This window comes from Sphingobium sp. B2 (assembly GCF_007693735.1).
GTDB lineage: Bacteria > Pseudomonadota > Alphaproteobacteria > Sphingomonadales > Sphingomonadaceae > Sphingobium > Sphingobium xenophagum.
Window position 1 is genome coordinate 281,285 of sequence record NZ_VDBZ01000001.1, and the last position, 14,361, is coordinate 295,645.

Below are 14,361 nucleotides of genomic sequence, written 5' to 3' on the forward strand. Positions count from 1 at the left end.
GCAGCGCAAACGATGGGAAATGCTTGACCCTTTTACTGTTGCAATGCAGCATCGTTTCCATGGCGACTCTCTCCTCATCACCGTCCGCTCCTGCGATCACGCAGAACCCCGACATCCGCTATCTGGGGCGCCTGCTGGGCGATGTGATTCGCGCCTATGGCGGGGATAGCCTCTATCGCCAGACCGAATATATCCGCTCCGCCTCGGTCGATCGGGCGCGCGGCATACAGGGCGCGGACCTTGTCGATACCGGGCTGGACGCGCTCAGCCTCGACGACACGCTCAACTTCACCCGCGGCTTCATGCTGTTTTCGATGCTCGCCAATCTGGCCGAGGACCGGCAGGGGGTCGCGGCGGACCCAGGGGCCGATGTGGCGTCAGCGATCGCCCGGCTCGATTCGCACGGAATCGATCGTGACGCGGTGCTGGGGCTGCTGGCGCATTCGCTGATCGTCCCCGTTCTCACCGCCCACCCGACCGAGGTGCGGCGCAAGAGCATGATCGATCACAAGAATCGCATTGCCGATCTGATGCTGCTCAAGGATGCGGGTCGCCAGGAAACGGCTCACGGCGAAAATCTGGATGAGGCGATTTTTCGCCAGATCGCCCTGCTGTGGCAAACCCGTCCGCTGCGCCGTGAAAAACTGTTCGTCGCGGACGAGATCGACAATGTGCTCACCTATTTCCGCGACATATTCCTGCCTGTCCTGCCCGCCCTTTATGCGCGGTGGGAGCGGGTGCTGGGCGCGCGCCCGCAAAGCTTCCTGCGGGTCGGCAGCTGGATCGGCGGCGACCGCGACGGCAATCCCTTCGTGCAGGCGTCCCAACTGGAATTCGCGCTCAAGCGGGGGGCGCAGGCGGCGCTCGCTTATTATCTCGATGCGCTGCATGCGCTAGGCGCGGAACTCTCGCTGTCGACCGAACTCGCCCATGTGCCGCAGGCGGTGCTGGATATTGCCGACGCCAGCGGAGACGAGTCGCCCAGTCGGCAGGACGAACCCTATCGCCGCGCCATTTCGGGCATCTACGCCCGGCTCGTCGCCACCTATGTGGCGTTGACCGGGGATCAGCCTCCACGTCCCTCCAGCCTGAAAGGGCAGGCCTATGCCAGCCCCGCCGATTTCCGCCGCGATCTCGTCACCGTTGCCCAAGGGCTGGCGAGCGAGGGCAATGGCGCGCTGGCGACGGGGGGCGCGCTTGGCCGTCTGATCCGCGCGGTCGAAACCTTCGGCTTCCATCTTGCCACGCTCGATATGCGCCAGAATAGCGACGTGCATCAGCGCGTCGTCGCTGAACTGCTGAAGGTCGCGGGGGTCGAGCCGGACTATGCCGCGCTCGACGAATATGCCCGTATCGCGCTGCTGCGCCGGGAACTGGCCAATAACCGCCCGCTGGGGTCGCGCTTTTCCGACTATTCGGAGGAAACCGCGTCTGAACTCGCGATCGTCCATGCCGCCGCCGAAGCGCACCGCATCTATGGCCCCGCCTGCATCACCCATTATATCATTTCCAAGGCGGAAAGCGTGTCGGACCTGCTGGAGGTCAACATCCTGCTCAAGGAAGCCGGCCTGTGGCGCGCCGGCGCGGAAGGTTCGCCGCCCCAGGCGTCGATCATGTCGATTCCGCTGTTTGAAACCATCGCCGATCTGGAAGCTGCGCCGCAGATCATGTCGGCCTATTTCGGCCTGCCCGAAATAGCTGGCGTCGTGAAGCAGCGCGGCCATCAGGAAGTGATGATCGGCTATTCGGACAGCAACAAGGATGGTGGCTACATCACATCGACCTGGAGCCTGTTCAAGGCAAGCAAGGCGCTGGAGCCGGTCTTTGCCGAAGCCAGCGCGGCAATGCAGCTGTTCCATGGGCGTGGCGGCGCGGTCGGGCGCGGCGGTGGTTCCGCCTTCGCCGCGATCCAGGCTCAGCCGCGCGGCACCGTGCAGGGGCGCATCCGCATCACCGAACAGGGGGAGATGATCGCCGCCAAATTCGGATCGCGCGACGTCGCCATGACCAATTTGGAGGCGATGACGAGCGCGACCCTGCTCGCCAGTCTGGAACCTGAAGGCATTTCGGACAAGGATGCGGCGCGTTTTGCAGGCGCCATGGACGAACTGTCGCAAAACGCCTTCAATGCCTATCGCGATCTGGTTTACGGGACGGAGGGCTTCAAGGAATTCTTCCGGCAGCTAACCCCGATTCAGGAGATTGCGGGTCTCAAGATCGGCTCCCGCCCCGCCAGCCGCACCAAAAGCGACCGGATCGAGGATTTGCGCGCCATCCCCTGGGTGTTCAGTTGGGCGCAGGCGCGCGTCATGCTGCCGGGCTGGTATGGCGTTGGCCATGCGATCGCAGCCTTCGAGGACAAGGCGCTGCTCGCCGACATGGCGCAAAGCTGGTCTTTCCTGAAGTCGGCCATGGGCAATCTGGAAATGGTGCTGGCCAAATCGGACCTAGGCATCGCGGCGCGCTATCTGCCGCTGGTCGAAGACCAGGCGATGGCCGAACGGCTGTTTGGCCGTATCCGTGAAGGCTGGGCATTGACCCATGACGGGCTGATGGCCGCGACCGGGCAGAGCCGCCTGCTAGAAAAGAACCCGACGCTGGAAACGTCCATCCGGCTCCGCCTGCCTTATATCGAACCGCTCAACCTGCTTCAGGTCGAACTGTTGAAGCGCCACCGCGCGGGCGAGGATGATCCGCGGATCAAGGAAGGCATCGAATTGTCGATCAACGCCATCGCGACGGCGCTGCGCAACAGCGGATGAAATGGAAATCCGGAACGGCGGCAGTCCAATGCGCCGTTCCGGACCCAGTCCCTGATCAGGGCGAAGCCTGAGCGGGGATCGGCTGGTGGGGCGGGCCGTTACAGCCCGCCCGATCCTTTAGAATTTCGCGACGACACCCGCCATGGGGCGGATCGACCGGAAATTGCCCAGCGTGTCTGCCTGCACCCGGAAACGGATGTTGCTGCTGGCGGCCGAACCGCCCATGTCAGCCGCCGACAGCTCGACGCCCGCGCCATAGGTGGTGCCATGGAAATCCGGGCTATCGGGGCCAAGCGCGTCGAAATTGACCCACTTGTAACCGACCTTGCCGAAAATCAGGCTGTCCTTGCCCGCCTTGACGCCAACCCGGCCAGCTGCGCCATATTCCCAGTCGATGTCGCCCGAAACGCCCTTGGACGCGGACCCTTCGACGCCGACGACCAGCGGGCCAGCGACATTATAGTTCACGCCAGCGACGCCTTCGACCATCCGGCCCTTATAGCCGACCGGAGGAATGCCTTCCTTGCCGGTTTCGCTATCGAAATTATGCACACCGCCCATCACGCCGACATAGGGCTCGATGCGGCTGGGGGAACCAGCCTGATCCTGCGCCATGGCGGCGGGAACGAAGGACGCGGCAGCAACTGCCGTCAAAAGCAGTGTCTTCATGGGTATGACCCTTTTCTGTTGTGGATTGGTGCGACGGTGTGGACCCGCCGGGTCGCACGAACGAGCGCTACAAGCGGCTCAGGCGACGCGGGATAAATGGCCGGCCTTGCCCGAAGGTTTCCTGAACGGATTATAAATATCGCGCAAAAGGCGATTATGTGGCGGAAAAAACACGCTTTCTGTCACCCCGATGAACGAAATGCCACTTATCTGAACCTGCGATAAACACGCGGCTGCCCTGCCAAATCCATTCACAACCAATTCAACCGCCGGGCGTTACGTCATCATCAGATGGGAAAGAGGAGAAAGACGATGACGGGCTTCCGACATCGGATTCTGGCCGTGATCGGACTGGCAGGCGCGCTGGCACTGGGTGGCTGCGCCTATGATGATGGCTATGGTTATGGCGGCGTGAGTGTCGGCACCGGCTATTACGGCGGTGGCGGTTATTATGGCGATGGCTATTATGGCCCGACTGGCTATTATCAGCCCGGCTTCTACAATGGATGGTATGACAATTTCTATTATCCCGGCACCGGCTATTATGTCTACGACCGCAATGGCCGCCGCCAGCGCTGGAACGACCGCCAGCGCCGCTACTGGGAAGGCCGCCGTGCCGAGCGGCGCGATGACCGGCGTGACGACCGACGCTATGGTCAGTGGCGCGGGCGGGATCGTGACGGGCGCGATGGCCGCTGGCAGGGCCGTGATGGCCAGCCGGGCACGCCGGGCACTGGTAACTGGACTAATCGTCCCCGCCCGTCGCAGGGCAGGGACAGTCCGCGCGGTCGCGGCAATTGGCGCGGCAATGATGCTGTGCGCCCGACCCCGCAGCCGGGTCTGCGCCAGCCGCAGGGCCGCCCGCAAATGAACCAGCCTCGTCCGCAACGTAATTGGGGTGCCCGTCCGGCGCCGTCAGAACGCGCCGTTCGCTCACGCGCGCCCGGCGCCTCGCGGCAGGAACGTCCTGACTGATGCGGGGTTCGGTAAAGGCTATCATGCTGCTCCCCCTCCTGTTCGTCGCGGCCTGCGACGGGCGGGAGGAGAGTGCGATCGACAATCTCGCCAATGGCGCCAATGCGACCCAGGTGGAAAATAATGTCCGCGCTGAGGCGATGGCGGTCATGGAACCGCTCAACCCGCCAGCGCCGGGCACGCCGGGCGGCTTGCCCGACGACCGTACGCCGCTGGAAGAAGGGGCGATCGACCCCGGCAGCGGCCAGGGGGCGGCGCAGGTGGTGCAGGGTTATTTCGCGCTGCTGGAGGAAAAACGGTTCGAGGACGCACAGGATTTGTGGAATCCGACCGGTGCAATCGGCCAGCAGGACGACGCGCATTTCGTCGCGCGCTTCCGTGGCTTTAGTGAAATCCACGCCAATATCGGCGCGCCGACCGAGCCGGAGGGTGCGGCAGGATCGCTCTATGTCAGCGTGCCGGTGCAGATTTACGGCAGGCTCGCGGCCAATGGCAAACCCTGGTACGCGCTGCGGCAGGCCATATTGCGCCGGGTGAATGACGTCCCCGGATCAACCGCTGAACAGCGCCGCTGGCATATAGAAAGTTTCGGGCCTTATACGCCGCCAACTGTCGACGCAGCCGATAATGCGGCGCAGGCGACACAGTCCGTCTCCCCAACCGACGGGATGGCGGCGAAGCGCTGATTCATGACGCTCGCGCGGGCCGCTCGTTCCTCGACGGAGCGAAGCCTCTGATCGCGCCCATAAAAAAAGCCCGCCTCCAAGGTCTGGAGGCGGGCTTTTTATTCCGCAAAGTCAGGCGACGCTTGCCTTGACGATCTTGCCGGGCGTGCGCGGCGGCTCGCCCTTGGGCAGCGCGTCGACATGCTCCATGCCCGACGTCACTTCGCCCCAGACGGTATATTGGCCGTCCAGGAAGGTCGCATCGTCGAAGCAGATGAAGAACTGGCTGTTGGCGCTGTTCGGGTTGGACGAACGCGCCATCGAGCAGACGCCGCGCAGATGCTTTTCGCGGCTGAATTCGGCCTTCAGGTCCGGCTTGTCGGGGTGGCCGCCCATGCCGGTGCCGGTCGGGTCGCCGCCCTGCGCCATGAAGCCGGGGATGACGCGGTGAAACACGACGCCGTCGTAAAAGCCTTCCTTGGCGTTTTCCACGATGCGGGCGACATGGCCGGGCGCCAGGTCGGGCCGCAGCTTGATGACGACGTCGCCGCCACTGTCGAGGCTAAGGGTCAGGGTATCGTCGGCCATGAAAAATCCTCTCTTTGGGGGATGGGGTAGTGCTGGCACCCATATAGAGGCTGTAAGTCACGATGGAAGCCCGTGTTTTGGGCTTCTGGCCCGTCTGCGCCATTGCAATTATATTGTGCATGGGCGAAAGGATCGGAATGCAACAGGAACCGGACAGTAGGGGGCGCCATGAGCGAGCGCGGCGACATAGCCCAGCCCCTGTTGGACGGGGATGATGTAGAGGAAGCGATCGCCGCTGCGGCGGAATCGCGCCATGATGAGGATGATCGGCTAAAGCCCGAATTCGTCTCCGCCGTGCTGGACGCGGTGGAGGAAGGCGACGCCGAACATGCGCGCGACCTTGTCTCGCCGCTCCATCCCGCCGACATCGCCGACCTTCTCGAACTCACCCCGGCCGACCGGCGCGGCGAGCTGGCGACGGCGCTGGGCGATCTGGTCGGCGCGGAAGTCCTGTCCGAACTCAATGACTATGTCCGCGACGACCTGATCGGTGATCTGGCGCCCGAACAGGTCGCCGAATTCGCCTCCGAACTCGATACCGACGACGCCGTCGCCATGATCGAGGATATGGAGGAGGCCGACCAGCAGGCCGTCCTTGAGGCGCTCGACCCGGAAGATCGCGCCGCGATCGAAAGCGCTTTGTCCTACCCGGAAGAGTCCGCCGGTCGCCTGATGCAGCGCGATCTGGTCGCGGTGCCCGAACATATGACCGTGGGTCAGGTGATCGACTATCTGCGCGACAATGGCGACCTGACGACCGATTTCTGGGAAATCTATGTCGTCGACGCCATGCACCGGCCGATCGGCTATTGCCAGCTCAGCTGGATTCTCACCTGCCCGCGCAGCGTCGCCATGGCCGACCTGATGAAGCGCGAACAGACGCTGATCCCGGTCGACATGGATCAGGAGGAAGTCGCGTTGCGCTTCCAGAAATATGCGCTCATCTCCGCCGCCGTCGTCGATGGCAGCGGGCGGCTGGTCGGTATGATCACCGTCGATGACGTCGTCCACATCATTTCCGAAGAAGCGGGCGAGGATATTCTGCGCCTGTCGGGCGCGGGCGAGGGCGACATCAACGAACCGATATTGATGACCGTGCGCGCGCGCCTGATCTGGCTGGTCGTCAACCTTGGCACCGCCATGCTCGCCGCTTCGGTCGTCGGCCTGTTTGAAGGGACGATCGCGCGCTTCGCGATGCTGGCGGCGCTGATGGGCATCGTGTCGGGCATGGGCGGCAATGCGGGGACGCAGACGCTGGCCGTGGTCGTGCGCGCGCTTGCCACCAATCAGCTGACCAGTTCCAACACGGTGCGGATGATCGGCCGGGAATTCCGCATCGCCGCGACCAATGGCGCGGCGCTGGGGACGCTGATCGGCATCGGCTCCTACATCATCTACGGGCGGATCGACCTGTCGCTGGTGTTCGGCGCGGCGATCCTGACCAATAATCTGGTCGCGGGGCTGGCGGGTGTGCTGGTGCCGATCACGCTGGAACGCAATAATGTCGATCCCGCCGTGTCGTCCGCCGTGTTCGTGACGATGATGACCGATTCGCTGGGCTTTTTGAGCTTCCTGGGGCTGGCGACCCTGTTCCTGCGTTGAACCACGACGCGCGCGTCCCCAGATCGCCGCCATGCCGTTGCACATGACCAAGATCGCCTTCCAGAGCGAAAGTCCCGCCAGCCTGAAAGCCTGGCTGGAAAGCCATGCCGATGAAGCGCGGCTGACCACCCGCTATCTGCCCAAGCGGGTCGAGGAAATGGCGGGCGGATCGCTCTACTGGATTCACGGCCACCGCATCGTCGGCCGCAGCCCGATCCTTGGCTTCGCCGAAACCGGGCAGGGCCGCCACTGGATCCGCCTCGCGCCGACGCTGATCCCGGTCCATCCCATACCAAAGCGCGCCCATCAGGGCTGGCGCTATCTGGCGCAGGAGGATGCCCCGCGCGACCTGGGCGAAGGGGAGGAAGATGCCAACGCCGCCATGCCCGCCGCACTGCTGGGGGAACTGGCGAAACTGGGGCTGGTGTAGAGGTGCGTGCCCTTCTCCCCGCCGGGGAGAAGGATAGAAGCCTTACCGCACGCAGTGCGGTTAGGCGCAGTTGGAAGAGGGGGGCGTCCGCTAACGACCAATGTTTGCCCTTTGTTATCAATCTTTGCCACGCCCATTGCAGACATTAAAGATCGTGTGCGATGCTGCCAGCATGACATTGACGCGAAGATCAGTGATTGGCGGAATTGCGGCTGTGGGTCTGTTCGGCGCACGGGGGAGCCAAGCTCAGCAGATGAACCCTGACCTCAGCCATCTAACGCCTAAGCAGCGGGCGGAATATGAAGCCATGCATGCTCGAATGATGGCAGCGTTCAAGTATGAACGGATCACTGTTCCGGGCGCAGCGGCGTTGATAGAGTGGGAGAAGTTGAAAGGGGCGGGTCGAGGGTGGCCGGTTATCGTCGGTGACGATGAAGACCTCGAACAAATCGCAGGCCAGTTTACAATAGCTGACCCTGCTGTTTCAGGTGCAACTATACCGGGTCTGTCGTTGCGTTCGCCCGATGAGATTTTGACAGCAGCCACAACGCTACGGTTTCCCACCGATCTGCAAAAGTGGTCAGGCGCATACAAACCTGAAGACCTGACCGCGCCGATAGGCTCGTGGCCATCGAGGGTGGACAATGATCCTTCGGGGCCGACCATCGCAACCGACATCGTCTCCGGCAAATTCCACGACAGGGTCCACATTATACTCATCCCGACTAGGTCGAGTTGGGAGGTTCCAGCCTATCTGCGATGGGGGGACTGGAACGCCTGCCCGCCTCCAGAATATCATGTCGCAGCATTGCGGGCATGGCATGAACAATTCGGCGTGGAGCTGGTTGGCCTCAACGGCGACACGATGAACTTGCGGGCGGGAAGGCGACCGAGCACCCGCCAACGAGCAACGGCACTCGCCAAAGATCAATATGCATACTGCCCCGACATCGTAGACCAAGGTGTCGGCACGGTGTCTGCGCTTGCAGCGACGCTCATGTCATCGGAGTGGTGGTATTTGTGGTGGGATTGAGATGGGCACGCTCGTGTCGGCTAACCGACCTTTGCGCCTCATAACCCGACGGTCCGCAATCCACCCATCCCCACCTCACGCCAACGCCCGCACCCGCTCTCCTACGACGCGCAACTCCGCCACAAACCGCGCCCGCTCCTCCGCCGCTTTCGCCGCGTCGGGCAGTCGCAGCAAATAGCTCGGATGCACCGTGATCCAGCCTTCAGCGCCGTCCGCCAGTGGGATCGCCGTGCCGCGTAGCTTGCCGATCGTCACCACCTTGCCCAGCAGGGCGCGCGCCGCGGTTGCGCCCAGCGCCACGATCACGCGCGGGCGCACCAGCGCCAGTTCCTGTTGCAGCCACCATCGGCACGCCTGCACCTCGCCCGCCTGCGGGGTCTGGTGGATGCGGCGTTTGCCGCGCGGCTCGAACTTGAAATGCTTGACCGCATTGGTGACATAGGCCCGCGCCCGATCCACCCCGGCCTCCGCCAGCGCGGCGTCGAACAATTGCCCCGCCGGGCCGACAAAGGGCCGCCCGGCCAGATCCTCCTGATCGCCCGGCTGCTCGCCAATGAAGAACAGGGGCGCATCGACCGGCCCTTCGCCAAACACCGTCTGGGTCGCGGGGCCATGGAGCGGGCAGCGGGTGCAGCCGCGCGCATCCTCGCGCAGCGCGGTCCAGGCCGCCATGGCGTTGCCGGGCCGTTTTTCAGGTAAAGGGGCTGTTCCGATCATCGTCGCCTCGCGTGCCTGCGCGCCCGCCACCAGCGCCGGGATGAGCGCCGCTTCGGGCAGATTGCGCCAGTATTTTTTCGGCATTTCGGACAGCATCGCCCCGATCTTCAACCGTGCCGGATTGAAGATGGCGGCATAATAGCCCTTCCATATATCCTCTACCGGGTCGTCCCCCGGCGCATCGCCGCGCGTTGCGCCCGGTCCTTCGGACAGCGTCTCGCCATCCCAGTGGATGCTCAATTCGGGCGTAAGGATCGACCAGCGCATCGTCGCGAAGCGCCGCACGAAGAAGCCCGCATTGGCGCGCACGATATGCTGTTCCGGCTCGAACCAGGCGACAAAGCGTGTGCCATCCGCATCCTCCAGCGTACGAAAGCGCACAAAGGCGCGCATCTTGTGGATGTCACGCCGCACCGCCTTGGCCAGTCCCTCGATCCGGCGCAGCAGCGGATCGGCCTTGTCCTCCATCGTGCCAGGCCGATCGCGCAACTGCATCAGCAGCGCGTACAGCAGGGCGAAGCGTTGGGGGTCACGATGCAGGATCGCGCTCTGGGCCAGATCGACGAAGGCGCGCGGCACGCCAAAGGTGCCTTCAGCCGCAACGGGCGGCGGCGCATCGCTGGCGAACAGGTCGCCGTCATCCCTGCCGACCTGCCAGACGATGTCGGCCGGATCGACCCCAGCCAGCGCAAAGCCGCGCGCCTTTGCCCGCCATCCGTCAAAATCATCCGGGGCGGCCAGCGACGCGCGGTACATGGGCGTTTTAGCTGTCGGCCTCTGCGCGCGCCAGTTCGGCGGGCTTGCGCTTGGCAAAGGTGGCGGCCAGCGATTTTTCCTCGTCAGCCGTCAAATCCTTGGCGGCGTTCGGGAACATCTCTTCTTCCTCCTCCTCGATATGGTGGAGGTAGCGTTCCTTCATCTTGGCGAATTTCTTGCGCCATGCTTCGCCGTCGAACTTCAGGTCGTCCAGCTCTTCCAGATAATCGTCGATTTCCTTATGCTCGGACACGCTGTGCTGCGCATCCTCGCGCAGGTCCGGGCGTGCCAGCATGGTCGCATAGAGCGTCTCTTCCTCCGCCGCCGCATGGGCGCTGACCTCTACCTTGAACTGATCGAACAGTTTTTTCAGCCGGTCGGAATCGTCTTTCGCGTCCGCCATCTTGGCGAAAAGCTGACGATGCGCGTCATGATCCTGTTTCAGACGGTCGAAAATCGTGCGGTCGGCCATCACCTATCCTCCTCTTGGGTTCGGGAGGAGAACGGCGAAACCGGCAATAAGGTCCGCGTCAGCCGAACAGGAAGCGGAAGATGATCGCCACCGGTATCCACAGCATCGCGCCGACCAGACTGGCGGCCCAAAGCTGGAGCAGGTCGCGGCGGAACCGCAGCGCCAGCCCGTTGCGCGAAAGGTCGCTGCTCTCCAGCATCTGCCAGCGCCGTTCCAGCCCGCGCGCTGCAACGGCAAAGCCCGCGATCGCGACGATGATGCCCAGGTGCAGCACCAGCGATCCGCCCATTTTGGCAACGATGAAAATCTGCAACAGGCAGAAGGTGACGAGCGCCGCAGCGAGATGCGTGCTGATCCGCTTTGCGTAACCGACCTTCCGGCTGGCGATGGCATGACCGTCGAACATTGTCGCCAAGACCCTGACCCCCTTGGATGACTGAGTGTCAAGAGTTTCATGATCCATTCCTGCGATCAACCGGAAAATGCGTCATTTTCATGAAAAAAGATCAAGTTGTGCGGGGGCAGGGGTCATCTGGCTGCGCAGGTCCGCTTGATCGGAAAGCTGCACGGGGCGCCAATCGCTCGCAATCAGAAACGGGCGCAGCTTCTTGATCGATGTCGTCAGTCGCGCGACATCGTCCAGCCGCAACCGGCGGTGACGCCGACTGGCGAGGATGCGGTTGACCGCCTTCACCCCCAGTCCGGGTATGCGTAACAGCATTTCGCGCGGGGCGCGGTTGACATCGACGGGGAAAATGTCGCGATGGCGCAGCGCCCAGGCCAGCTTGGGGTCGATGTCGAGCGGCAGGCAGCCCGTCACCGGATCGGTCGCGCTCGCCACCTCCTCCGCGCCATAGCCGTAAAAGCGCATCATCCAGTCCGACTGGTAGAGCCGATGTTCGCGCAGCAGCGGCGGTCGCCTGAGCGGCAGCACGGCGCTGGGCGATGGGATTGGCGAAAAGGCGCTGTAATAGACCCGGCGCAACCTGTGCCGGTCATACAGGCTGCTGGCGCGCGTGATGATCGCGCTGTCGCTGGCATCGTCCGCGCCCACGATCATCTGGGTCGATTGCCCGGCGGGGGCAAAGCGCGGCGCATGACGATATTTGCGCCGCGCCTCGCCCATATCCTCCATCGCATGGCGCATGCCCGCCATCGCGCCTTCGATCCGCACGCCATCCTTTTCCGGCGCCAGCCGCTCCAGCCCCGCCTGTGTCGGCAATTCGACATTGATCGACAATCGGTCGGCAAACAGCCCGGCCTGATGCGCCAATTCGGGGTCTGCATCGGGTATGGTCTTGAGGTGAATATAGCCGCGGAAATCATGCTCTTCGCGCAGGCTGCGCGCCACCGCGACCATCTGCTCCATCGTATAGTCGGAAGAGGCGATGATCCCCGAAGACAGGAACAACCCCTCGATATAATTGCGCCGGTAGAAGCTGAGCGTCAGGTCGACCACCTCCTGCACCGTGAAGCGCGCCCGCCTGACGTCGCTCGACCGCCGGTTGATGCAATAGTGGCAATCGAAAATGCAGCTGTTGGTCAGTAATATCTTGAGCAGGGAGATACAGCGGCCATCGGGCGCATAGGCATGGCATATTCCCATACCCTCGGTCGATCCGATCCCCTTGCCCCCGCGCGAATCCCGCTTCGCCGTGCCCGATGACGCGCAGGACGCATCATATTTGGCCGCGTCGGCCAGGATTTCGAGCTTTTGACGGGTGGAAAGGGCGACCATATCGTTCCTGATATGTTCTAAATTGCCCCCTGTCCACAACCTCGATCAACCGGTGGGCGGATCAGACTTCGCCGTCGAGCACCTGCCGTACCTTGACCGCCAGCTGGTCCAGCGTGAACGGCTTGGCCAGGAAGGAAACGCCGGGGTCCAGCATCCCGTTATGGACGATGGCGTTGCGGGTATAGCCGGTGGTGTAGAGCACTTTCAGCCCCGGCCGTGCCTCGCGCGCCCGGTCGGCCAAGATGCGGCCGTTAATGCCCGGCATGACGATGTCGGTAAAAAGCATGTCGATGCGCGGCTGGATCGTGAGCATCGCCAACGCCTGTTCGCCGTCCGACGCCTGCACCACGGTATAGCCCAGTTCGCGCAGCGAATCGACCGACATATGCCGCACCCGCTCTTCATCCTCGACCAGCAGGATGATTTCCTCGCCCTGTGCGCGGGGCAGGCTGTCGGACAGGGGGGCGACATAGCTGCCGGTCGCGTCCGGCCCATAATGGCGCGGCAGATAGATTTTGATGATCGTCCCCTGGCCGGGCTCCGAATAGATTTTCACATGGCCGCGCGACTGTTTTACGAAACCGAACACCTGGCTCAGCCCCAGCCCGGTGCCCTTGCCCACGCCCTTCGTCGTAAAGAAAGGGTCGAACGCGCGCGCAACCACGTCCGGCGGCATGCCGGTGCCGCTGTCGGTGACCGATACCATCACATATTGGCCCGGCGTCACCTCGTCATGGGTCGCGGCATAGGCATCGTCCAGATGCGCGTTGCCGGTCTCGATCGTCAGCTTGCCGCCGCCCGGCATCGCGTCGCGGGCATTGACGCACAGGTTGATGATGGCGTTTTCCAGCTGGTTGGCGTCGATGCTCGCGCGCCACAGGCCGCCTGCCAGCACGGATTCCACGCGCACATCCTCACCGATCGTCCGGCGCAGCAGTTCGGACATGCCACCGACCAGCTTGTTGACGTCGGTCGGTTGCGGGTCGAGCGGTTGCTGGCGCGAGAAAGCGAGCAGCCGCGCGGTCAGCTGCGCGGCGCGCTGCGCCCCTTCGGTCGCATTGTCGATGCCCTTGATGACGCGGGGGTCGCCATCGTCACCCAGCCGCCGCCGCGCCATGTCGAGCGAACCGATGACGATCGCCAGCATATTGTTGAAATCATGGGCGATGCCGCCCGTCAGCTGGCCGATCGATTCCATCTTCTGCATCTGGCGCAACTGCGCTTCGGCGGCCTCGCGCTCCTGCGCCTCGGTGATCAGCCGTTCGTTGGCCTGTTCCAGTTCCCGCCCATGCGCGACCGCTTCGCCCATGCGCCGCTGCGCGGTGCGCAGCGCCATCAGGCCCAGCAGAATGGCCAGCGCAGCGCTGACCGCAAGGCCGCCGGACACCAAAATGCTCAGCCGGTCATTGTTTGCCGTGCGCTCGCGCAACAACGCTTCCTCGCGCGCCTTCATCGTGGCGATCCGCGCCCGGATGCCCGCCATCAATATCTGGCCGCGCGTAAAAATGCTGGGATCGATGGGAAGCCCCGCCCGCTTGCGGGCTATCGCTCGTTCCAGATAGGCGCTGCGCCGCGCGATCAGATCATCCAGCCCGTCGACCGCTTGCGCCTGCACGGGATTGTCTCTCACATCCTGGCTGAGCGTCGCCAAATCCCTGCGCCACTGGCGATCGAATCCATTATAGCTGTCCAGAAATTCGGGCCGTCCGGTCAGCAAATAGCCGCGCTGGCTGCTTTCCGCCGCCTGGACCTGCACCATCATCGCCGACAGCCGGCTTTCCACCCGCAACGTATGTGCGACCCAATTGGCGCTCGTCTGCTGGCTGCGATACAGCCAGAATGTACCGGTCACCGCCATCATGACGACCAGCATTGCAAGCAATAACAGGATGATCGACCGTTCGGGGCGGATGGCAGGCATGGCGCCTTTCATGGTTAAATGCAGCGCGCAGGG

Annotated in this window: 13 protein-coding genes; 6 read left to right on the forward strand and 7 right to left on the reverse strand. The window is 63.5% G+C overall.

Going from position 1 to position 14,361, the window contains the following annotated elements:
- Nucleotides 1–59: 59 nt before the first annotated feature.
- Entirely contained in the window at nt 60–2,762 is a 2,703-nt protein-coding gene (ppc, locus tag FE851_RS01415; protein WP_145199208.1) for a phosphoenolpyruvate carboxylase, read from the forward strand.
- Between the two features lie 117 nt (nt 2,763–2,879).
- Here ppc and FE851_RS01420 read toward each other — a convergent pair whose 3' ends face one another.
- Nucleotides 2,880–3,431, reverse strand: coding sequence for an outer membrane protein (locus FE851_RS01420; protein WP_017181965.1), 552 nt, complete (start codon nt 3,429–3,431; stop codon nt 2,880–2,882).
- 312 nt (nt 3,432–3,743) lie between these two features.
- On the opposite strand from FE851_RS01420, the gene FE851_RS01425 reads away from it, so the two are divergent.
- Nucleotides 3,744–4,406, forward strand: coding sequence for a peptidase (locus FE851_RS01425; protein ID WP_145199211.1), 663 nt, complete (start codon nt 3,744–3,746; stop codon nt 4,404–4,406).
- Entirely contained in the window at nt 4,406–5,092 is a 687-nt protein-coding gene (locus FE851_RS01430) for a hypothetical protein (RefSeq protein WP_107124389.1), read from the forward strand. The genes FE851_RS01425 and FE851_RS01430 overlap by 1 nt, the downstream gene beginning before the upstream one ends.
- A 111-nt stretch (nt 5,093–5,203) precedes the next feature.
- Here FE851_RS01430 and FE851_RS01435 read toward each other — a convergent pair whose 3' ends face one another.
- Nucleotides 5,204–5,659: a peptidylprolyl isomerase gene (locus FE851_RS01435; protein ID WP_017181962.1), complete on the reverse strand. Its 456-nt coding sequence runs from the start codon at nt 5,657–5,659 to the stop codon at nt 5,204–5,206.
- A gap of 168 nt (nt 5,660–5,827) precedes the next feature.
- Here FE851_RS01435 and mgtE point away from each other — a divergent pair, with 168 nt between their 5' ends.
- From mgtE to FE851_RS01450, 3 genes are all read left to right on the forward strand, one after another.
- On the forward strand, nt 5,828–7,261 hold the full coding sequence (gene mgtE / locus FE851_RS01440; RefSeq protein WP_145199213.1) for a magnesium transporter: 1,434 nt from the start codon (nt 5,828–5,830) through the stop codon (nt 7,259–7,261).
- Between the two features lie 31 nt (nt 7,262–7,292).
- Entirely contained in the window at nt 7,293–7,691 is a 399-nt protein-coding gene (locus tag FE851_RS01445) for a DUF1489 family protein (RefSeq protein ID WP_145199216.1), read from the forward strand.
- Between the two features lie 253 nt (nt 7,692–7,944).
- Entirely contained in the window at nt 7,945–8,724 is a 780-nt protein-coding gene (locus FE851_RS01450; RefSeq protein WP_186378730.1) for a DUF4253 domain-containing protein, read from the forward strand.
- 75 nt (nt 8,725–8,799) lie between these two features.
- Here FE851_RS01450 and FE851_RS01455 read toward each other — a convergent pair whose 3' ends face one another.
- The 5 genes from FE851_RS01455 to FE851_RS01475 form a co-directional block, all read right to left on the reverse strand.
- Nucleotides 8,800–10,197: a UdgX family uracil-DNA binding protein gene (locus tag FE851_RS01455; protein WP_145199222.1), complete on the reverse strand. Its 1,398-nt coding sequence runs from the start codon at nt 10,195–10,197 to the stop codon at nt 8,800–8,802.
- 7 nt (nt 10,198–10,204) lie between these two features.
- The gene (locus tag FE851_RS01460) at nt 10,205–10,669 is read right to left on the reverse strand and encodes a hemerythrin domain-containing protein (protein WP_017181958.1); all 465 of its coding nucleotides are present in this window, start codon (nt 10,667–10,669) and stop codon (nt 10,205–10,207) included.
- Between the two features lie 58 nt (nt 10,670–10,727).
- The gene (locus FE851_RS01465) at nt 10,728–11,084 is read right to left on the reverse strand and encodes a hypothetical protein (protein ID WP_026002191.1); all 357 of its coding nucleotides are present in this window, start codon (nt 11,082–11,084) and stop codon (nt 10,728–10,730) included.
- Nucleotides 11,085–11,162: 78 nt separating this feature from the next.
- Nucleotides 11,163–12,407 (reverse strand): putative DNA modification/repair radical SAM protein, encoded by a 1,245-nt coding sequence (locus FE851_RS01470; protein WP_145199226.1) that lies wholly within the window; start codon nt 12,405–12,407, stop codon nt 11,163–11,165.
- A gap of 61 nt (nt 12,408–12,468) precedes the next feature.
- A complete protein-coding gene (locus tag FE851_RS01475; RefSeq protein WP_145199228.1) occupies nt 12,469–14,328 on the reverse strand; it encodes a CHASE3 domain-containing protein in 1,860 nt (619 codons plus the stop codon).
- Nucleotides 14,329–14,361: the final 33 nt, after the last annotated feature.

Coding starts and splice junctions, on each gene's coding strand:
- ppc (WP_145199208.1), top strand. CDS start 60: ATGGCGACTCTCTCCTCATCACCGTCCGCTCCTGCGATCACGCAGAAC.
- mgtE (WP_145199213.1), top strand. CDS start 5,828: ATGAGCGAGCGCGGCGACATAGCCCAGCCCCTGTTGGACGGGGATGAT.
- FE851_RS01435 (WP_017181962.1), bottom strand. CDS start 5,659: ATGGCCGACGATACCCTGACCCTTAGCCTCGACAGTGGCGGCGACGTC.
- FE851_RS01470 (WP_145199226.1), bottom strand. CDS start 12,407: ATGGTCGCCCTTTCCACCCGTCAAAAGCTCGAAATCCTGGCCGACGCG.
- FE851_RS01430 (WP_107124389.1), top strand. CDS start 4,406: ATGCGGGGTTCGGTAAAGGCTATCATGCTGCTCCCCCTCCTGTTCGTC.
- FE851_RS01425 (WP_145199211.1), top strand. CDS start 3,744: ATGACGGGCTTCCGACATCGGATTCTGGCCGTGATCGGACTGGCAGGC.
- FE851_RS01445 (WP_145199216.1), top strand. CDS start 7,293: ATGCCGTTGCACATGACCAAGATCGCCTTCCAGAGCGAAAGTCCCGCC.
- FE851_RS01420 (WP_017181965.1), bottom strand. CDS start 3,431: ATGAAGACACTGCTTTTGACGGCAGTTGCTGCCGCGTCCTTCGTTCCC.
- FE851_RS01475 (WP_145199228.1), bottom strand. CDS start 14,328: ATGCCTGCCATCCGCCCCGAACGGTCGATCATCCTGTTATTGCTTGCA.
- FE851_RS01450 (WP_186378730.1), top strand. CDS start 7,945: ATGAACCCTGACCTCAGCCATCTAACGCCTAAGCAGCGGGCGGAATAT.
- FE851_RS01455 (WP_145199222.1), bottom strand. CDS start 10,197: ATGTACCGCGCGTCGCTGGCCGCCCCGGATGATTTTGACGGATGGCGG.
- FE851_RS01460 (WP_017181958.1), bottom strand. CDS start 10,669: ATGGCCGACCGCACGATTTTCGACCGTCTGAAACAGGATCATGACGCG.